16 protein-coding genes and 1 pseudogene are annotated in these 19823 nt (G+C 67.6%); 7 read left to right on the forward strand and 10 right to left on the reverse strand.

The genetic code is table 11. From position 1 onward, the window contains the following. Window positions 1-5 precede the first annotated feature (5 nt). The 5 genes from OR16_RS43970 to OR16_RS07275 all read left to right on the forward strand — a co-directional run bounded on the left by OR16_RS43970 (window position 6) and on the right by OR16_RS07275 (window position 2823). A complete protein-coding gene (locus OR16_RS43970) occupies window positions 6-173 on the forward strand; it encodes a hypothetical protein (RefSeq protein WP_158001334.1) in 168 nt (55 codons plus the stop codon). Window positions 174-183: 10 nt separating this feature from the next. Next, window positions 184-561, forward strand: a complete 378-nt coding sequence (gene speD / locus OR16_RS07260) for an adenosylmethionine decarboxylase (RefSeq protein WP_006157312.1) — start codon at window positions 184-186, stop codon at window positions 559-561. Between the two features lie 124 nt (window positions 562-685). Further along, window positions 686-1126, forward strand: coding sequence for a Cd(II)/Pb(II)-responsive transcriptional regulator (locus tag OR16_RS07265; protein ID WP_006157313.1), 441 nt, complete (start codon window positions 686-688; stop codon window positions 1124-1126). A 534-nt stretch (window positions 1127-1660) separates the two neighbouring features. Next, a complete protein-coding gene (gene rnk / locus OR16_RS07270; RefSeq protein ID WP_006157314.1) occupies window positions 1661-2080 on the forward strand; it encodes a nucleoside diphosphate kinase regulator in 420 nt (139 codons plus the stop codon). 425 nt (window positions 2081-2505) lie between these two features. Continuing rightward, on the forward strand, window positions 2506-2823 hold the full coding sequence (locus OR16_RS07275) for a hypothetical protein (RefSeq protein WP_006157315.1): 318 nt from the start codon (window positions 2506-2508) through the stop codon (window positions 2821-2823). A gap of 228 nt (window positions 2824-3051) precedes the next feature. Here OR16_RS07275 and OR16_RS07280 read toward each other — a convergent pair whose 3' ends face one another. The 8 genes and pseudogenes from OR16_RS07280 to gcl form a co-directional block, all read right to left on the reverse strand. After that, on the reverse strand, window positions 3052-6150 hold the full coding sequence (locus OR16_RS07280) for an efflux RND transporter permease subunit (protein ID WP_006157316.1): 3099 nt from the start codon (window positions 6148-6150) through the stop codon (window positions 3052-3054). Between the two features lie 170 nt (window positions 6151-6320). Further along, entirely contained in the window at window positions 6321-7016 is a 696-nt protein-coding gene (locus OR16_RS07285) for a TetR/AcrR family transcriptional regulator (protein ID WP_237716973.1), read from the reverse strand. Window positions 7017-7204: 188 nt separating this feature from the next. Beyond that, window positions 7205-8098: a KPN_02809 family neutral zinc metallopeptidase gene (gene ypfJ, locus OR16_RS07290; protein ID WP_006157318.1), complete on the reverse strand. Its 894-nt coding sequence runs from the start codon at window positions 8096-8098 to the stop codon at window positions 7205-7207. A 101-nt stretch (window positions 8099-8199) separates the two neighbouring features. Further along, entirely contained in the window at window positions 8200-9678 is a 1479-nt protein-coding gene (gene pyk / locus OR16_RS07295) for a pyruvate kinase (RefSeq protein ID WP_006157319.1), read from the reverse strand. 62 nt (window positions 9679-9740) lie between these two features. After that, on the reverse strand, window positions 9741-11054 hold the full coding sequence (locus OR16_RS07300) for a glycerate kinase type-2 family protein (RefSeq protein WP_006157320.1): 1314 nt from the start codon (window positions 11052-11054) through the stop codon (window positions 9741-9743). An 88-nt stretch (window positions 11055-11142) separates the two neighbouring features. Beyond that, window positions 11143-12090, reverse strand: a complete 948-nt coding sequence (glxR, locus tag OR16_RS07305) for a 2-hydroxy-3-oxopropionate reductase (RefSeq protein ID WP_272942834.1) — start codon at window positions 12088-12090, stop codon at window positions 11143-11145. 70 nt (window positions 12091-12160) lie between these two features. Beyond that, window positions 12161-12943 carry a hydroxypyruvate isomerase gene (gene hyi / locus OR16_RS07310; RefSeq protein WP_006157322.1) on the reverse strand — a complete coding sequence of 261 codons (783 nt, stop codon included), beginning with the start codon at window positions 12941-12943 and terminating at the stop codon, window positions 12161-12163. A gap of 121 nt (window positions 12944-13064) precedes the next feature. Continuing rightward, a pseudogene (gene gcl, locus OR16_RS07315) lies at window positions 13065-14690 on the reverse strand (glyoxylate carboligase). A 358-nt stretch (window positions 14691-15048) separates the two neighbouring features. On the opposite strand from gcl, the gene OR16_RS07320 reads away from it, so the two are divergent. Beyond that, window positions 15049-15900, forward strand: a complete 852-nt coding sequence (locus OR16_RS07320; protein WP_006157323.1) for a hypothetical protein — start codon at window positions 15049-15051, stop codon at window positions 15898-15900. Here the strand turns inward: OR16_RS07320 and OR16_RS07325 are convergent. Both OR16_RS07325 and OR16_RS07330 read right to left on the reverse strand, forming a co-directional pair. Beyond that, entirely contained in the window at window positions 15885-17096 is a 1212-nt protein-coding gene (locus tag OR16_RS07325) for a M20 aminoacylase family protein (RefSeq protein WP_006157324.1), read from the reverse strand. The two genes, OR16_RS07320 and OR16_RS07325, sit on opposite strands and share 16 nt — an antisense overlap. Window positions 17097-17100: 4 nt before the next feature. Then, window positions 17101-18453, reverse strand: coding sequence for an MFS transporter (locus tag OR16_RS07330; RefSeq protein ID WP_006157325.1), 1353 nt, complete (start codon window positions 18451-18453; stop codon window positions 17101-17103). Between the two features lie 341 nt (window positions 18454-18794). Between OR16_RS07330 and OR16_RS07335 the strand changes: the two genes are divergently transcribed. Next, complete coding sequence (locus tag OR16_RS07335; protein WP_006157326.1) at window positions 18795-19733, forward strand: LysR family transcriptional regulator; 939 nt, start codon at window positions 18795-18797, stop codon at window positions 19731-19733. Window positions 19734-19823 lie beyond the last annotated feature (90 nt).

Consider the following 19823-nt stretch of genomic DNA (forward strand, 5'->3'; position numbering starts at 1 on the left):
TCAGCGTGCGCCTGCTTTATCTCGTCTACGGCATCATCGTGCTGTTCGGCACGACCTTCTTCAACATCGGCGAATCCACCGGCTCCGGCTCGTCCGGCTATGCGAGCTCGCGTGGCTGGAGCGGCGGCTCTTCCGGCTCCAGCGGCTGGTCCTCCGGCGGCGGCCACAAATGAGCAGGCGGCCATGAACGCGCCGGCCCTGCCTTGCCCGGCCGTGCTCGGCCATCACCTGCTTGCCGACCTGCAAGGCGTGGCGAGCGATCTGCTGGCCGATGCCGCCCTCGTCGAGCGCGTGCTCTACCAGGCGGCGCAGGCCGCCGGCGCCACCGTGGTCGACGCGCGCTTCCGTCATTTTGGCCCCGGGCTGGGCGTGACCGGGGTGCTGCTGCTCAAGGAATCGCACATCAGCATCCATACCTGGCCCGAGTACGGCTTTGCCGCCGTGGATGTGTTCATGTGTGGCGCAGCCCGGCCCGAACTGGCGGTGGAAGTCATGCGCGCGGCCTTCGCGCCGCGCACGCTCACGTTGCGCGACCAGGCGCGAGGCCCGGCGCCGGCCTGAGGGCGCGGCTGGCAAGGCTTGCCACGATGGTCTACACTACAATGTAACCCCGTAATTACTACAGGGTATTTTGCTGAAGTGAGAGCAAGGGTAAAGGTAGGGGCAAGAGTGACCTGGAGTCGGCATGCGTATCGGTGAGCTTGCAAAGCACAGCAGTTGCGACGTGGAGACCATCCGCTACTACGAGCGCGAAGGGCTGCTTGACGCGCCCCAGCGCGAGGAAAACGGCTATCGCCGCTACGGCGACGGCCATTTGCTGCAACTGAACTTCGTGCGGCACTGCCGCTCCCTTGGCATGAGCCTGTCCGACGTGCGCCGGCTGCGGGACTTCGAGCGCGATCCGACACTTGCCTGCGACGATATCAACAAGCTGCTGGATCGTCAGATCGAGCAGATCCACGCCCAGCGCATGGCGCTGGAGGCGCTGGAAGGGCAGTTGCGGGCACTTCGCCACACTTGCGACCAGCCCCATCCCGCCAGCGAATGCGGCATCCTGCAGAACCTGCAGCAGGCCGCCGCGGGCGCCGGTTGCGAATGCCACCCGCATCCGGCGGCCCACGGCTAAGGGTTGCGGCCCGCTGCCGGAAAGGTGCCGGCTATGCTACGATCCCTTTACCTGCCGCGCACCAAGCTGGTGAACAAGCAGCGGGTCAAGCCCGTAATGAAACCCTTGAGTGAGCCATTGCTCTCGCCAGTTTCGCCGCGTGGCGCGCTTTCCCGATTTTCCATTTCAAATTGCTGCCGCACCCAATGACGCCTTGCCGCCTGTCGCCGATTGCTGTCGAGCTCGCCCCTAACGGGCAGGCCGGCGCGACCGCGCGCGCAGTCCAGGCGCCGCGCGCACAAGCCAAACAGGCGATTGCCTGCCGCCGGATCAGCGTACCGCTTGATCCTGCCCGGTTCCCAGCCTGACGTTCCCCCCAACGCAGGCAGACGCTGAACCGGGCCGAGTCACTCCCTGTTCGCGGTTTTCCCGCCGGTACTGACCGCCGGTAACGGCCCACCTTATTTCATGACCTGGTTACGCCAGAAGCCGATCCCCGACGGATCGCTCCGGCCTGTTCCGGGTCGCCGCATCGCCACTTAGCGAGGATTCATCATGACGGCATCGTCCAAACAACAACCGACCCTTTACCTGACCGAGCTCGACGTGACCCGTCTGGAGCGCATCGCGGGCCGCGCCGGCGCCGCGCCGCTGGCCGAAATGCTCGACAGCATCCTCGAGCGCGCGGCCATCGTGCCGGCCGAGGCCATTCCCAAGGATGTGGTCACCATGAACTCCAGCCTGTTGTGTGCGCTGGAGGGTGAAGCCACGCCGCGCCGCTGGACCCTGGTCTATCCGGACACCGCCGATTTCGAGGAAGGCCGCTTGTCGGTACTGTCGCCGATTGGCCGTGTGCTGCTTGGCGCGCGTGCCGGGCAGACCGTGAGTTACCGCCTGCCGGATGGACGTGAGCAAAGCGTCACGGTGGTGGAGCTGTCTTACCAGCCCGAGGCCAACGGCCAGTACACTATCTAAGGCCAGGCCGAAAGCTTATTCGTCACTTTTAGGCGTTTTCAAGCGGCGCCAGGGCGTCAGCCGCGGCGCCCTGGCGCGCGCTAATCAGCACCGCCCGCGCCGCAAACCACTGGCTCGCCAAGCAAGCGCTTCACCGGCGGGGCCGCCTCTGGTAAGGGCTGGCGGGCCATCAGGCATCGCTTCGGCCACCTGCGGCGCGCCCTGGCACCTCCCCCCGCCACGCCATTCAACGGCCAATCCGCGCCGTTCGTCAGACTTTCCAGCGTTTCACGACTCGCAACGCACCATTCGTCGCAGTGGTATTTCTCCTTGCCCGCCCAGCCACTAATCTTCAGTCCGTGCTCGCAGCGCAACATAGATTTGCCGGGGCAGCTAGTAACCGAAATTAAAAACAAGAATTACACAATCAGTTGAAGGAGTCCCAAATGAATGCCAAACGCATCCTTGGCAGCGCTCTCGCCGTGCTGATGGTGGCCTCGTCGGCCGTCGCACTGGCGGCCCCCGCCAATAGCAAGGTCGGCAAGTTCGACGTCTACGCCGACGCGTTGCGCGCCGGCAAATTCGATACGTTCACCGATGGCGCCCGCCAAGGCAGGTACGATCCGTACACCGACGGCGCCAAGGCCGGCAAGTTCGATACGTTCACCGACGGCGCCCGCGGCGCTTTCCGTGGCGAGATCGCTGCCAGCTCGCTGGACAACTCGCGCACCGGCGACGGCTCGCTGTACGGCTACAGGGTCTGATGCCGACCCGGTGTTACCTGACGGCCACTTCGGTGGCCGCTTGGGTGGCACTTTTGTTTTCCCGTTTTATCTCCCACCTGCCCGGCTGACCTCCTCCTCCTTCTCTCTCCCGCCGGGTGGGTGATTTTTACCCGCCGCTCCCCGCACCCGCTGCCCTTCGTCTTTCCTCCGGCAGTTTCGCAACGCCCCCTCGATCATCCTGAATGCCACTTGCCGGCATGCGCCTTGTCATTCCCGTTCGCGTCCGGCACGCCTGCGCCCGATCCATGCATAGAGCAGCGGCACCGCCAGCGAGCCGATCACGGTGGCGCCCAGCATGCCGCCGAGCACACCGGTGCCGACTGCGCGCTGTGCGGCCGCGCCCGGGCCGGTGCTGATCGCCAGCGGCACCACGCCGAGGATAAAGGCCAGCGAGGTCATCACCACCGGCCGCAGGCGCTGGCGGGCCGCCTGGGCAGCAGCGTCCAGCAGGTCCATGCCGCCGCGGCGTAACTGCTCGGCGTACTCCACCACCAGGATGGCGTTCTTGGCCGCTAGCCCCATGATCACCACCGCGCCCACCTTGAAGTAGACGTCGTTCGGCATGCCGCGCAGCCAGATCGCCACCAGCGCGCCGACGAGGCCCGCCGGCACGATCAGCAGCACCGCCAGCGGCAGGGTCCAGTTTTCGTAGAGCGCTACCAGGCACAGGAAGATGAACAGCATCGACAGGGCAAACAGCCATGGCGCCTGCGCGCCGCTTTGCTGCTGCTCGAAGGCGCGTCCCGTCCAGCGCACGTCGTAGGCGCCGCCCAGGTCGCGCACCATGGCAGTGAGCCGTTCCATGGCCACACCCGTGCTACGGCCGGGCGCCACTTCGGCGTTGATGCGCACCGAGGTAAGCCCGTTGAACCGCTCCAGCGTGGCCTCGCCCTTGCCCCAGACCAGTTCGGCAAAGGCGCCCAGCGAGACCATGCCGCCTTGCGCATTGCGCACATGGACCCGGGACAGCTGGGCCGGGTCCATCCGGTAAGGCGCGTCCGCTTGCAGGATCACCCGGCGGATGCGGCCTTCACGCGCCACTTCGTCGATGTAGCGCGAGCCCAGCGTGGCCGACAGCGCATGGTGGATGGCCTCCGGCTCCACGCCGAAGCTGCGCGCGCGCTCGTAGTCGATGTGCAAGTCCAGCGCCGGCGCCGGCTGGGCGGTGGTGGCGCGCACCTCACCCAGCGACGGCTCATCCTTGGCGGCGGCAAGCAGCTTGTCGCGCGCGGCAAACAGCGCTTCGCGCCCGGTGCCGGGCTGCGCCACCAGCCGCATGTCGAGCCCGCCGGTGCTGCCCAGCTCGGGAAGGGCCGCGCCGTTATAGGCGTACAGCTGCGCCTGTCCGCGGCCAGGCCACGCTTCCAGCCCGGCCTGGAGCCTGGCCAGCACGGCGTCTGCGCGTTCTCCGGCACCGCGCTCGGACCAGTCCCGCAGCGCCAGGTACATGCTGGCGCGCTGCTCGCCGCTGCCGGAGTTGCTCCAGCCCAACACGGCAAAGGTCGAGCGCACCGGATACTTGCCTGCTTCCAGCCATTTCTCCAGCGCCGCCACGGTCGAGCGCGTCTGTTCCTGCGTGGCACCGGCGGGCAGCTCCATGTCGATCACCAGCTCGCCGGTGTCCTCCTCCGGCAGGAAGCCGGCGGGGATCTGCCACATCAGCACGCCGCCGGCCACCGCCAGCGCCAGGTAGGTGCCCAGCCAGCGCAGGCGGCGGCGCTGCAGCGCCAGCACCCAGCCGGCATAGCGCGCTGTGAACGCCGTGAAGCCGCGCTCGAACCAGGCCAGCGGGCCACGCTGCGGATGCGGCGCATGGCGCAGCAGGCTGGCGCACATGGCCGGCGCCAGCGACAGCGCAAAGAACAGCGAGAAGGCGATGGAGATCGCCAGCGTGATGGCGAAGTGCCGGTAGATCACGCCCACCGCGCTGCCCAGGAACGCCATCGGCACGAACACCGCGCACAGCACCAGCGTGACCGCCACCAGCGCGCCGGACACCTCCCGCATCGAGCGGGCCGCAGCTTCCACGGCGTCCACGCCATCCTCGCGCATGATGCGTTCGACGTTTTCCACGACCACGATGGCGTCGTCGACCAGGATGCCGATTGCCAGCACCACGCCGAACAGCGTGATCACGTTGAGCGACAGGCCGAGCGCGTACAGGCAGGCCACCGTGCCAAGCAGCGAGACCGGCACCACGATCACGGGGATCAGCGTGGCGCGCAGGTTGCCAAGGAACAGGTAGAGGATCAGGAAGACCAGCGCCGTGGCTTCGCCCAGCGTGGTCAGCACACGCCAGATCGAGCGCTCGACGAACAGCGCGCTATCGGACGAGATCTCGTAGCGCATGCCGGCGGGAAAGCTGCGCGCGGCATCGTCGAGCGCGGCGCGCACCGCGCGCGAGGTGGCCAGCACATTGGCGCCATCAGCCAGCTTGAGGCCGATCGAGGCTGCCACCTGGCCATCGTGGCGCGAGCTGTAGCGGTAGTCGCTGGCGCCCAGTTCCACCCGCGCCACATCGCGCAGCCGGACCAGCGAGGCGTCGCCGCCGGCGCGCACCACGATCTGGCCGAAGGCCTCCGGCTCGGCGAGCGGCCGAGGCGGGCGCACCAGCGCCTGGTAGGACTGGCCCGGCATCGCCGGCGCGCCGCCGAGCTGGCCCGGCGTGACGTCCCCGTTGCGCGCCCTGATGGCCTGCTCGACATCCGCCGCCGTGAGGCCGTAGGCGTTGAGCTTGTCGGGGTCGAACCAGATGCGCAGGGCGTACTCGGACCCATACGGCTCGGCCTTGCCGATGCCCGGCAGGCGGCGCAGCATCGGCAGCACCGAAGCGGCGGCAAAATCGCCGAGCGCGGTTTCATCGAGCTGGCTGTTATCCGACACCAGCGAGACATAGATGAAGGGGCTGCTGCCGGCCTGGTCCACAAAGATGCCGCCGCGGCGCACCGCCTCCGGCAGCAGCGGCTCGGCCTGCATGACGCGGTTGCGCACGTTGACCTGCGCCAGTTGCGCATCGGTGCCCTGGCGAAAGCCGAGCGTGATGGTGGCGGCGCCGCCCTCGCTGCTGGCATCCAGGTAGAGCAGGCCGGGAATGCCATGCATCTGCTGCTCTAGCACGGCGGTCACCGCATCTTCCACGGTGCGCGCCGACGCACCGGCATAGTCCGCGTAGACGATCACGGTGGGCGGCGCCACCGCCGGATACTGGGCGATGGGAATGCGGGTGAGGGCGATCAGGCCCGCCACCATGGTGAGGATGGCAATAACCCACGCGAACGCGGGCCGGCGAAGAAAAAAGGACGCCATGGCAAATTGAATTTTCTGGTGCCCGGGCGGCCGCTAGCCGCCCGGGCACGGTGGAACGGATCCGGCGCACAGGCAATGCGAAATGCGAAACACGAAACGCGAAACGCGAAACGCGAAAGACGCCGGCAGCGTGGCAGAACGCCGTGGGGGAAGTGGGTCTGGCCGTCGCTCTAGCGGGACGGTCGGGAGAAGCCGCGCAGCAGCGCCGCAAGCAGCACCTGCTGGCGATGCGCCAGCGGCTGCCAGTCCTCGCGCGGCAGGTGCTCGAACGTGATATCGAGCGCGGCCAGCCCGTGCACGGCAGTCCACAGCGCGTCGGTGACATCGCCGGGGTCGTGCAGGGCATCGATCAGCGCGGCAGCTTGCTGGTCATGCACGCACGCCAGCAGCACGGCGCTGACCGGGTCTTCCGGAAAACGCTCGCTCCAGCGCAGGTCGATCGCGCGCTCGGCGTCGGCCGGCAGGCCCATCATCATCATCAGGTGATAGCTGTGGCGGTTGGCCAGGGCCCATGCCACATAGGCATCGAGCACCGCCGGCAGCGCCATGGCGGGCGTGCCGGCGGCGGCGCGCGCGCCGGCCAGCGCAGCGGCCAGGCGTACCCAGTCCTGCGCGCACAGCTCGAACAGCAACGCGGTCTTGTCCTCGAAATGCCGGTAGATGGCGGCCGCGCTATAGCCGCAGCGCTCGCCGATGCGGCGCAGCGTGACGCCGCTGAAACCCGCCTCGGCAAACAACGCGCGGGCCGCATTGAAAAAGGCTTCGCGCACGCTTTCGCGCCGCAGCGCGGCACCGCTGGCGCGCGCGACGGGCGCGCCAGCACGTCCGGCAGCCGGCGTGACAGGTGCGCTCGCGGGTGCATTCACAGGTGCATTCGCGGGCAGGGCCGACAGGCTGGATTGCGTTGGGCGGGTGGCGGGCATGGCCGCGATTATAAACACCGCTCACTTCGTGAACAACGTTTACATGGCGAATTCAGCACAAACACCAGCCCCACGCGCGAGGGGCTTGCTGCCCAGTGCCCCGGCACGGCGCAGCCATGCCGGGGGATGGATCAGAGTTGCTTGGCCGCGAAGGTGTCGCACTTGCGGATATCGCCGCTGGCCAGGCCCTGGCGCAGCCAGCGCGTGCGCTGCTCGCTGGTGCCGTGGGTGAACGCCTCCGGCACGACATAGCCCTGGGCTTGCTTTTGCAGGCGGTCGTCGCCGATGGCGGCGGCGGCCTTGAGGCCTTGCTCGATATCGCCGGGTTCCAGCAACTGCTGGTTCATGCGCTGCGCGGTGGCGGCCCACACGCCGGCCAGGCAATCGGCCTGCAGTTCCACGCGCACCGACAACTGGTTGGCCTGCGCCTCGCCCATGCGGCGGCGCGCGGCGTCAACCTTGCCGGACACGCCGAGCAGGTTCTGCACGTGGTGGCCGATCTCGTGGGCAATCACGTAGGCCTGCGCAAAATCGCCACCGGCCCCGAAGCGCTGGCGCAACTCATCGTAGAAGGCCAGGTCGATATAGACCTTCTGGTCGCCCGGGCAATAGAACGGCCCCATGGCCGACTGGCCGGTGCCGCAGGCGGTGGGCGTTGCGCCGGAGAAGATCACGAGTGTGGGCGGCGCGTAGCGGCGGTTGAGGTCGCTCTCGAAAATATGCGACCAGGTGCGCTCGGTATTGCCGAGCACCTTGCGCACGAAGACCGTCATCTGGTCGGTGGCGGGGGGATGGCTGGGCACATGCTGTTGCTGCGGCGCCTGCTGCTGCGAGCCCTGCAGCACCGAGGCACCCTGCATGATCACGGAAGGATCGATGCCAAAGAAATAAGACGCCGCCAGCGCCACCAGGATGGTGCCGATGCCGAGCGTCTTGGGTCCCGCGCCGAAGCCGCCGAAACCGCCGGAGCCTTCACCCCGGCGGTCTTCTACATTCTGGCTTTCGGCTTCGTCGTCGAGACGCATGGTGGCTCCGCTTTACTGGTTGATCGCTGCGGCAAAAAGGTGGCCGCAGCGTGTCGATCAGTATAGCAACGGCAATGCCGCCAGCGCATGCGTGCGGTGTATCAGGCGGTAACCGCCGGCGCCGTGCTCGCAGCCGCTTGCCCTTGCGCCTTGCCCGCCTCCGCGCCGCCGATCTCCGCTACGCGCAGCAGGTTGGTGGTGCCGCCCTGGCCAAACGGCATGCCTGCCGCGATGGTGATCTGGTCGCCGGGTTCGGCATAGCCCTCCGCCAGCGCCGCGCGGGTTGCCGCATTCACCATTTCATCCACGCTTTGCACGTCCGGGCTGACGGTCGAATGCACGCCCCACGCAAGCGCCAGCCGCCGCGCGATTTCCAGGTTCGGCGTGATGCTGACGATGGGCGCGCACGGCCGCTCGCGCGCAGCGCGCAGCGCGGTGGAGCCCGACGAGGTGTAGGTGACGGTAGCCACCGCGCCGATGATCTGCGTGACCTCGCGCAGCGCCGCGCAGATCGCATCCTGGCGGGTGGACAGCGGCGCCTCATGCCCAGCATCCAGCAGCTTGCGGTACAGCGGATCGCGCTCCACCTCGGTGATGATGCGGTTCATGATGGCCACCGCCGGCACCGGGTGGCGGCCGTTGGCCGACTCGGCCGACAGCATGACCGCGTCGGCGCCGTCATAGATGGCGCTGGCCACATCGGACGCTTCAGCGCGCGTGGGCACCGGCGAATCGATCATCGATTCCAGCATCTGCGTGGCGATGACGATGGGTTTGCCATGCTGGCGGCAGATGCGCAAGATGCGCTTTTGCACACCGGGCACCCGCTCCGGCGGCAGTTCCACGCCCAGGTCGCCGCGCGCCACCATCACCGCGTCGGACACGCGCACGATCTCCTCGAGCTGCTGCAGCGCGGCGGGCTTCTCGATCTTGGACAGCACGCCGGCACGGGTGCCAATGATCTCGCGTGCTTCCACGATGTCGGCCGGGCGCTGCACGAAGGACAGCGCGATCCAGTCGGCGCCCAGCGCCAGCGCGAAGTCGAGGTCCTTGCGGTCCTTCTCGGTCAGGGCGGGGATCGGGATCACCGCGTCGGGCACGTTCACGCCCTTGCGGTCGGACAGCGTGCCGTGGTTGACCACGCGCGTGGCGATGCTGCCGCTGGTCACCGCTTCGATCCTCAATTGCACCTTGCCATCGTCGATCAGCAGCGACTGACCCGGCGCGGCCACGCGGAACAGCTCCGGATGCGGCAGGTGCACGCGGGTGGCGTCGCCCGGGCTGGGATCGCTGTCGAGCACGAAGGCGTCGCCGGCCTTGACCGCCACCTTGCCCGCGGCAAAGGTGCCGATGCGCAGCTTGGGCCCTTGCAGGTCGGCCAGCACGGCGATGGGGCGGCCGGTCTCGGCTTCGACCTGGCGCACGGCATCGTAGCGGCGCTTGTGGTCGTCGTGCGTGCCATGGCTGAAGTTCAGGCGGAATACATCCGCCCCGGCTTCGAACAACTGACGAATCACTTCAATGTCGGTGCTAGCCGGTCCGAGCGTGGCAACGATCTTGGCTTTGCGCTGGCGTCTCATTTTGTCTCCTCTTCCAATCTCGGGCGGCGCGCCCAGGGCGCGCCCTTGTTCAAACACGTGGCTTACACAATCAGGATGGCGCGGAAATCGTTCACGTTGGTACGGGTCGGGCCGGTGACGATGAGGTCGTCCAGGCCGGCGAAGAAACCGTAGCCGTCGTTGTTGCCCAGGTGCGCGCGCGCCGACAGTCCGCGTGCCGCGGCACGGGTCAGCGTATCGGGGGCGAGCAACGCACCGGCGTTGTCTTCGGAGCCATCGATGCCGTCGGTGTCGCAGGCAATGGCATGCACGCCCGGCAGGCCATCCAGCGCGACCGCGAGCGCCAGCAGGAATTCCGCATTGCGCCCGCCGCGGCCGCTGCCGCGCACGGTCACCGTGGTCTCGCCACCGGACAGGATCACGCAGGGCTTCCTGAACGGCTGGCCATGCTGCGCAACCTGGCGCGCGATGGCGGCATGCACTAGCGCCACATCGCGCGACTCGCCTTCGATGCTGTCGGACAGGATATGGGCTTCGAATCCGAGTTCGCGCGCACGCGCGGCCGCGGCCTCCAGCGATTGCTGCGCGGTGGCCAGCGTGACGCTGCGATGGCCGTCGAAGCGCGCATCGCCGGGCTTGGGCGTTTCACCCGCGCCGCTCTCCAGGTGGGCACGCACATTGGCGGGCACTTCGATGCCGTACTTGGCGATCACCGCCAGCGCGTCAGCACAGGTGGTAGCGTCGGGCAGGGTCGGGCCGCTGGCGATCAGCGTGGGATCGTCACCGGGAATATCGGAAATCAACAGGGTCTCGACGCGTGCGGGCGCACAGCGCAACGCCAGCCGGCCGCCCTTGAGCGCCGACAGGTGCTTGCGCACGCAATTCATCTCGCCGATATTGGCGCCGCTCTTGAGCAGCGCCTTGTTCACCGCCTGCTTGTCGGCAAGCGTAATGCCTTCGGCCGGGGCGGCCAGCAGCGCGGAGCCGCCGCCGGAGATCAGGCACAGCACCAGGTCGTCGGCGGTGAGGCCCTCGACCAGTGCCACCATGCGCTGCGCCGCGCGCTGGCCGGCTTCGTCGGGCACCGGGTGCGCGGCTTCCACCACCTCGATGCGGTTGCACGGCGCGCCGTGGCCGTAGCGCGTCACCACCAGCCCGGAAATCTCGCCTTGCCAGTGCGCCTCCACAGCCTGCGCCATCGCGGCGGCGGCCTTGCCGGCGCCGATCACCACCGTGCGGCCCTTGGGCGGCGTGGGCAGTTGCGGCGGCAGGCAATGGCTGGCGCTGACAGCGGCAACCGCGGTATCGAACAGGTCGCGCAGCAGGGCGCGCGGATCGGTGAGTCCGGCGGGGTGCTGGGGCGCCAGCAGGGTAGGGTGGGAATCGGTGGCGAGCATGACGGGATCCGGAAGTGCTGCGTTCCCGGCCGCGAGCGGCCGGGAGTGATGCTGGCCTGCCAAGGCAGGCCGTGATGGAGCTGCTGGCTTACTTGGCGCCGCCCTTGGCGATCTCATGGTTGGACATGATCTCGATGGCGCGGCACAGCGCCGAGTGATCCTGCTTGCCAAGGCCGTTGGCGGCGCAGGTGTTGAACAGCTCCTGCGCGGTGGCGGTGTTCGGCAGGGCCACGCCCAGCGCCTTGGCGCCTTGCAGCGCAAGGTTCAGGTCCTTCTGGTGCAGCTCGATGCGGAAGCCCGGCTCGAAGGTGCGCTTGACCATGCGTTCGCCGTGCACTTCCAGGATGCGCGAAGCCGCGAAGCCGCCCATCAGCGCCTGGCGCACGCGCGCCGGATCGGCGCCCGCCTTGGAGGCGAACAACAGCGCTTCGGACACGGCCTGGATGTTCAGCGCCACGATGATCTGGTTGGCCACCTTGGTGGTCTGGCCGTCGCCGTTGCCGCCGACCAGCGTCACGTTCTTGCCCAGCAGGTCGAACAGCGGCTTGACCTCGTCGAACGATTCTTGCGGGCCGCCGACCATGATGGTCAGCGAGGCGGCCTTCGCGCCCACTTCGCCGCCGGACACCGGTGCATCCAGGTAAGCCGCGCCGAGCTTGTTGACGCGCGCGGCGAAGTCCTTGGTGGCGATCGGCGAGATCGAGCTCATGTCGACCACGATCTTGCCGTGCGCGGCGTCCTTGCCGGCGGCCTTGAGCGCGGCGGCCACGCCCTTCTCGGCGAACAGCACGGCTTCCACGTGCGGGGTGTCCGGCACCATGATCACGATGATGTCCGCGCGCTTGGCGACTTCCTCGGCGCTGGTGCAGACCGTGACGCCGGCATCGACCAGCACTTGCGGTGCGGGGTTCACGTCATGCACGAACAGCGTGTGGCCGGCCGCGCGCAGGTGGCCCGCCATCGGTGCGCCCATGATGCCCAGGCCGATAAAGCCGACGTTGCGTTGGTTTGCCATGTGATGTCTCCTTGGTGCGATGGTTGAATATCTGAATATCTGAATATCTGTTTGCTGATGACTTGTGGCTTGTGGCTTTGCGGCTGCGTGCTTACTGCACGCCGTGCGCGGCGCGCCAGCCCAGGCCTTCGGTCGTCGTCGTGCGCGGCTTGTACTCGCAGCCGATCCAGCCGTCGTAGCCGATCTGGTCGAGCCACTGGAACAGGAAGTGGTAGTTCAGCTCGCCGGTGCCCGGCTCATTGCGGCCCGGGTTGTCAGCCAGCTGCACGTGCTTGATCTTCGGCAGGTGCGTTTTCAGCGTGGCGGCGATTTCGCCTTCCATGCGCTGCATGTGATAGATGTCGTACTGCACGTAGAGGTTGGGCGCGTTGACCTGTGCGATCAGGTCCAGCGCCTGCTGCGTGCGCGACAGGAAGAAGCCGGGAATGTCGAAGGTGTTGATCGGCTCGACCAGCAGATCGATCTGCTCGGCGGCGAGCGCCTGCGAGGCGAAGCGCAGGTTTTCCACCAGCGTTTCCTGTGCCTGCTCATGCTTGACGTTCTGCGGCTGGATGCCGACCAGGCAATTCAGCTGGCGCACGCCAAGCACCTTGGCGTACTTGATCGCCTCGCCGACGCCGTCCTGGAATTCGCTCACACGGTCCGGGTGGCAGGCAATGCCGCGCTCGCCCGCTTCCCATTTGCCGGCCGGCAGGTTGTGCAGCACCAGGTCGAGCTGGAAGCGGTTGAGCCGGTCGGCGATCTGGTCGGCGTGAAAGGCGTAGGGGAAGAGGAACTCCACGCCGCGGAAGCCCGCGCGCGCGGCGGCTTCAAAGCGCTCGAGGAAGGCCACTTCGTTGAACAGCATGGTCAGGTTGGCGGCAAGTTTTGGCATGGATGTCTCCGGATGACTTGTCTTGTGATTCCGCTCGCGCGGATGTGGTGTCGGGGGGGCGCGGTAAGAGGTGCAGCGAAGCGCGCGGGCTCATGGCCCGCGCTTGTCAGCCTGCGTTTGCTTACGCCGTTTCCGTTTCTTCCTTGAGGATGGCTTCCTCGATGTCCTCGATCGGCTCGAACTCGTTGATGTTGTCGATCTCGGTACCCATCGCGATATTGGTCACGCGCTCCAGGATCACCTCGACCACCACTGGCACCGAGAACTCGGCCATCAGGTCGCGCGCTTCGGCAAAGGCCGGCGCGATGTCTTCCGGCTTGAACACGCGGATCGCCTTGCAACCCAGGCCTTCCACCACCTTCACGTGGTCCACGCCGTAGCCGTTGAGCTCGGGCGAGTTGACGTTGTCGAAGGCCAGCTGCACGCAGTAGTCCATCTCGAAATTGCGCTGCGCCTGGCGGATCAGCCGATTCCGGCGAGGCCACCTTCACGCCGATCGCGGCGGGAATGGTCCAGCCCGCGGTTCGTTGACCGACAGGAACTGCGCGGCCGCGATCTGCGACAGGCCGATGGTGGAGACGTAACGCACATCGCGCGGGAAGTACTGGTTCATCTCGCGGTACACGCGTTGCGGCTTGACCGGCACGTTGTCGAAATCGCTCTTGCGCTGCATGGTGCGGCGGCGCTTTTGCACGTCCGCCACCCAGCTCTTGCGGCACGGCAGGCGGCCAGCCATCTTCATTTCACGCGCCACTTCCACGAACTGCTCCAGCGCGGCCTTGGCGTCGGAGACGATGCCCAGGTCCGGGCCGAACACGCGGCCGATCTGGGTGGGCTCGATATCCACGTGCACGAACTTGCGGCCCTTGGTGTAGACCTCGACGCTGCCGGTGTGGCGGTTGGCCCAGCGGTTGCCGATGCCGAGCACGAAGTCCGAGGCCAGCATCGTGGCGTTGCCATAGCGGTGCGACGTCTGCAGGCCCACCATGCCGGCTTGCAGCGGGTGGTCGTCGGCCAGCACGCCCCAGCCCATCAGCGTGGGGACCACCGGCACGTTGACCAGCTCGGCGAATTCCACCAGCAGCTCGGCCGCGTCGGCGTTGATCACGCCGCCGCCGCACACGATCAGCGGGCGCTCGGCCGCGTTGAGCATGGCGATGGCCTTCTCGATCTGCGGGCGCGAGGCAACCGGCTTGTACGGGGCGAGCGGCTGGTAGGTTTCGGGATCGAACTCGATCTCGGCCACTTGCACGTCGAACGGCAGGTCGATCAGCACCGGACCCGGGCGGCCCGAGCGCATCAGGTGGAAGGCTTGCTGGAACACTTGCGGGACCAGCGCCGGCTCGCGCACGGTCACGGCCCACTTGGTCACCGGCTTGGCGATCGATTCAATGTCGACGGCCTGGAAGTCTTCCTTGTACAGGCGCGCACGCGGCGCCTGGCCGGTGATGCAGAGAATGGGGATGGAGTCGGCCCAGGCCGAGTACAGGCCGGTGATCATGTCGGTGCCGGCCGGGCCCGAGGTGCCGATGCACACGCCGATGTTGCCTGCCTCGGCACGGGTGTAGCCTTCGGCCATGTGCGAGGCGCCTTCCACGTGGCGGGCCAGGAAGTGGTCGATGGTGCCGGCCCGACGCATGGCCGAGTAGAACGGGTTGATGGCGGCGCCGGGCACGCCGAACGCGGTGGTGATACCTTCTTTTTCCAGCACGGCGATGGCCGCGTCAACTGCTCTCATCTTCGGCATGTCTGTCTCCAATCGTTGATGCGATGTTTTGTGAATGGCTATGGATGGCTGCGAATCACTGTTGGAGCCCATGCTATTCCCGCAAGCGGGTTGGGATAAAGAGAAGGGAGATCAGTTGATTCGATACCTGCGATATCGAATAAGGGCGGCCGAGGTCGAAAACACGGTCGTCCGACACGGTCCCGCGAGCGTCATTGAACTACGTTGTGTGACGGCAACGATACGTGGGAAATTGCAGGAAAAGCCCGCCCGGCGGCCCCGGTGCGCACCCTGCGGCCCGCTAAATGGCGACAATGCAGGGGTATTGCGCTAGTGCCCGGACACGGCGCAGGAACCACCCATTGCCAACCGAACCGCCATGCTTACCAGGCTCCCCCCCACCCGCGAACTGCTCGACGCGCTCAAGCGGAAGCCGCCCGCCGTATCCGATACCGCCGGTTCGCCAGCGCCCGCCATGAACCTGATGCGGCTGCAGCGGGGCCTGCTGGCGCTGTTCTGGGCTAGTTCGGTGGCCGCGCTGCTGGTGACCGGGGCGGTGCTGTACACCAAGTACCAAATCAAGCAGACGCCGGCGCCATGGCTGGCGCGGCTGGTCTATAGCCTGCTGAGCGGCAGCGTGGCGGGGCTGGCGGCGCTGCTGCTCACGCACCTGCCGGCGCTCGCGCGCCGGCTGCGCGATCCGCTCGGGGCCTTGGCCGAGCAGGTCGACCGGCACGATGAGGCGGAGAACGCGCTGCTGCGCTTGCTGGCGCGCGTCCCCGCCCAGGCGCTGCGCGCCAGGGCGCGGCGGGTGGACGCGCAGTTACGGATGTGGGAGGGCATGGCAAAGACGATCGGTTTGCTGATCGCGGTGAGCCCGGCCGCGCTGGTGCTGGTCACGGGCCTGTTCGAGTTGCCGCGCAAGGGCGGCAGCCTGCTGCCGCTGCTGTTGCTATACGGCCTTGTCTTCGTCTCGGGCGCGGCGCTGGCGGTGTTCGTGCAATTGCAGGTCAGCCGGCCGTTGCGCCGGCTTGCCTATGTGCTGGGCGAAGCGGCGGAAATCAGCGCGCAGTTGGGGAAAGCGCCCGCAGCCGCGGTGCCATCGCCGGCGCCGGTTCCGCCAGAAGTTCGCCAGCCAGGCACGCTCGGGGAGGCACCGCAAGCAGATGACGCCGCGCATGCGGACCACGCAGCGGCGGGTCCGCCCACGCTGTCTCAGCCCGCCAGGTAGGTCTGGGCCAGCCGGACCCAGCAGGCCGCGCCCAGCGGCAGCACCTGATCGTTGAAGTCGTAGCCCGGGTTGTGCACCATGCAGCCGCCGAACTCGCCTTCGCCGTTGCCCAGGATCAGGTAGCAGCCCGGCACCTCGTTGAGCATCCACGCAAAGTCCTCGCTGCCGTTCAGGCCCTTGGGGGCTTGCGTCACGACCTGGTCGGCGCCGACCAGGTCAGCGCAAACCTGCTGCGCCAGCGTGGTTTCGGCCTGCGTGTTGACCATCGGCGGCGTCAGCTGGCGATAGTCGATGTGGGCCTCGACGCCGTGCGCCTGCGCGGTCAGGCTGACGATCTCGCGAATGCGCTGCTCCACCAGCGCACGCGTCTCCGGGCGCGCCGCGCGCACATTCAGGCCCAGCGTGACCGATTCCGGAATCACGTTGTGCGTGGCGCCACCCCGGATAAACCCCACCGATAGCACGGCCGTATCGTCCGGCGCCACATTGCGCGCCACCACCGTTTGCAGCGCTGTGACGATAGCCGCGGACGCCGCGATCGGATCGCGCGCGCGATGCGGCATGGCGCCATGCCCGCCCACGCCCTTGATGGTCACGTCGGCCACGTCGGACGATAAGCTCACCGGGCCGGGCAGCACGCGGAAGGTGCCGGCGGGCACCCCCGGCATGTTGTGCAGGGCGAACACGGCATCGCACGGGAAACGCTCGAACAGGCCATCCTCGATCATCGCGCGCGCGCCACAGAGGTTTTCCTCGTCGGGCTGGAAGATCAGGTTGAGGGTGCCATCGAAATCGCGGCTATCCGCCAGCGCCTTGGCGGCGGCCAGCAGGATGGCGGTGTGGCCGTCATGGCCGCACGCGTGCATCTTCCCCGGAATCTTGCTGGCATACGGCAGGCCCGTAGCCTCGACGACCGGCAACGCATCCATGTCGGCGCGAATGCCCAGGCGGCGCTGGCCGTTGCCCAGCTTCAGCTGTCCCACCACGCCGCTCTTGCCGATGCCCGTGTGCACCTCGTAGCCCCAGCTTTCCAGCAGGGTGGCCACCAGCTTGCTGGTGGCGCCGACCTCGAAGCCAAGTTCTGGCTGGGCGTGAATCTGGCGGCGGATGCCGATAAAGGTCTCGGCATCGATCTGGATCGCCGGCAGCAGGTGCGGCAGCAACTGGAAGGGCGTCAGGGTCGGTTCGCGGGTCATGTGGTTATCCTTTGCTGCAAGTTGGCCAGCCTGGCCAGGTGGAGGAGGGGAGCGTGAGGGGGCGACGGATGGTCAGCACCGCGAGGATGGTCACTGCGCCGCAGGCCATCATGTAGAAGGCGGGCGCCATCGGGTTGCCGGTCTTGGCCAGCATCCAGGTGACGATGAACTGGCAGGAGCCGCCGAACACCGTCACGCCCACCGCGTAGATCACCGACAGGCCGCTGGCACGCACGTTGGCCGGCAGGAGCTCCATCATCATCAGCAGCATCGGCGTGGAGCCCAGGTAGACGCTGGCGGTCAGCAGCGCGGACAGCGACAGCACCAGCGGCACGCTCGGGTAATGGGTCATGAGCCAGAACGCGGGATAGAGGCACACCAGCGTAAAGGCCATCGAGCCCAGCACCAGCGGCTTGCGGCGCGGCATGCGGTCGGCCAGCGTGCCGGCCACCAGCGACATCACCAGACACACCACACCCGTCGCGCAGCCCGACAGCAGCGACAGCGATGGCGGCAGATGCAGCTCGCGGATCATGTAGGTGGGCATGAAATACACCACCAGATAGGTGGCGACCGTGCCGCCGATGATGGTCAGGATGCCCTTGACCACGGTGCCGCCATGCTCGCGGAACAGCGTGCCGAGCGGGCTAGGCGCGTGCGCCTCGGCCGTGTGCGTCTCGTCCAGGTGAGCGCGGATATACAGTCCCACAGGCGCAATCAGCAGGCCCAGCACGAAAGGCACGCGCCAGCCCCAGCTCTCCAGCGAAGCCTGTGGCAGCACGCCATAAAGAATGGCGGCCGTGAGCGCGCCCAGCGTCGCCGCGATGCCCTGGCTGCCGAGTTGCCAGCTGACGCGAAAGCCGCGGCCCTTGACGCCGCCGGACTCCATCAGCATGGCGGTGGAGGCGCCAATCTCGCCGCCCAGCGAAAAGCCCTGCAGCAGGCGTCCGGCTACGATCATCACCGGCCCGAACAAGCCAGCGAACGCGTAGGTCGGGGCGAAGGCCAGGCACATCGTGCCAATCACCATCAGCCCGATGGTCAGCGTCATCGCTGCCTTGCGGCCATGGCGGTCGGCGTAGTTGCCGATCACGAAGCCGCCCAGCGGCCGCATCACGAAGCCGATGCCGAAGGTCGCCACCGCCAGCAGCAGCGAGCCGTATGCGCTGTCGGACGGAAAGAACAGCTTGCCGATCAGCAGCGCGAAGAAGCTGTAGACGGTGAAGTCGTACATCTCCAGCGCATTGCCGATCGAGCATGCGGCGATCAGGCGGGACTGGCTCTGGCGCGCCGGGCTTGCGGGCATGGCCAGGGAAGGGGCCAGCGAGGGCGCCGCAGGCAGGGTGGCATCGTTCATGTCGGTGTCTCCACGAACTGGTTGAGGGGGTGGGGGCCGTGGAGGCCGGCGTTGCCGGGCATCCATCGCGGGAAAGTGGGAACTCCCTGGCGATGAAGTATTGAGGCAAACACGGCAAGCCAAAAATCATATATTTTCATCCTGATAACCAAATGGCATCGCCGTCATAACCACCGTTGCGCCGCTATCGGTACAAGTACCGAGAAGCCTTGTGCCGTGGGCATTCGCGGCGCAGCGCCGGGTACGCGCGGCAGTGCGGCCAACGGCGCTCGCGCACGGCGCCGGGGCCGGGTGCACCGTTGCGGGGCGCCTGGGAATACACAAAAAGGGGAAAAGCCAAGATGAAGCTGCAGCAACTACGCATCCTGCTGGCGGTGGCCCAGCACGGCAGCATCCACGAAGCCTCGCGCAGCCTCCATGTGTCGCAGCCGGCGCTGTCCAAGGCCATCGCCGAACTGGAACGCGAACTTGGCGTCACCCTGATGTCGCGCTCCGTGCGCGGCGTCAGCCTGACCGCCTATGGCGTGGCGCTGGTCAAGCGCGCCAGCCTGGTGGAGCAGGAGCTGCGGCATGCGCTGGAAGATATCGAAGCCATCCGCGGCCACGCCGACGCGCAGCTCAACATCGGCTTCACCGCCGTGGCCTCCAGCGGCCCGCTGCCCGACGCCATGGCCGCCTTCCGCAAGCGCTTTCCCAACGTTGCCCTGCGTGGCTTCGAGCTGCGCCCGCAACAGATCCTCGAAGGCCTGCGCGAAGGCCGGCTCGACCTTGGGCTGATCTCCACCAACAGCGGCCCCGGCACCGGCGCCTTCCAGTGGGAACCGCTGTTCTCCACCGGGATGTCGCTGGCCGTGCGCGCCGGCCATCCGCTGCGGCGCGTGCGCCGGCTGCGGCCGCTGCTCGACGCCGACTGGCTCGTCCTCGACCCGCTCGACGACCCCGGCAGCCCGCTCGCCAGCGTGATGCGGCTGCACCGTCTCGACATGCCCAAGCGCGTGGTGCAGAGCGCCTCCAACCTGCTCGGCCTGCAGCTGGCCACGCGCACCGACCTGATCAGCATGTGGTCCGACTTCGTCTTCGACGGCACCGGCCCGCTGCGGCTCGATCCCTCGTCATTGGCGCGCCTGCCGATCAGCGACGAACTACCCGAGTTCCGCGTGTTCCTCGTCTACCGCTCGGAAGACCTGATGACCCATGCCTGCGCCGAGTTCAGCAAGGAGGTACGGCACTGCGCGCAAACGATGCCGCGAGGGCGGCCCGCGGCGCGTGTGGGCAGATGAGCGCGGCGATGCCTCGTCCGGGCGCGTGGCCGGATACCGATCGCCCGCTGGCGCACGCCTGGCGGGGTGAACCCGGAAGAAGCAAGAACC

The sequence above is a fragment of the Cupriavidus basilensis OR16 genome (genome assembly GCF_000243095.1).
Lineage (GTDB): Bacteria > Pseudomonadota > Gammaproteobacteria > Burkholderiales > Burkholderiaceae > Cupriavidus > Cupriavidus basilensis_D.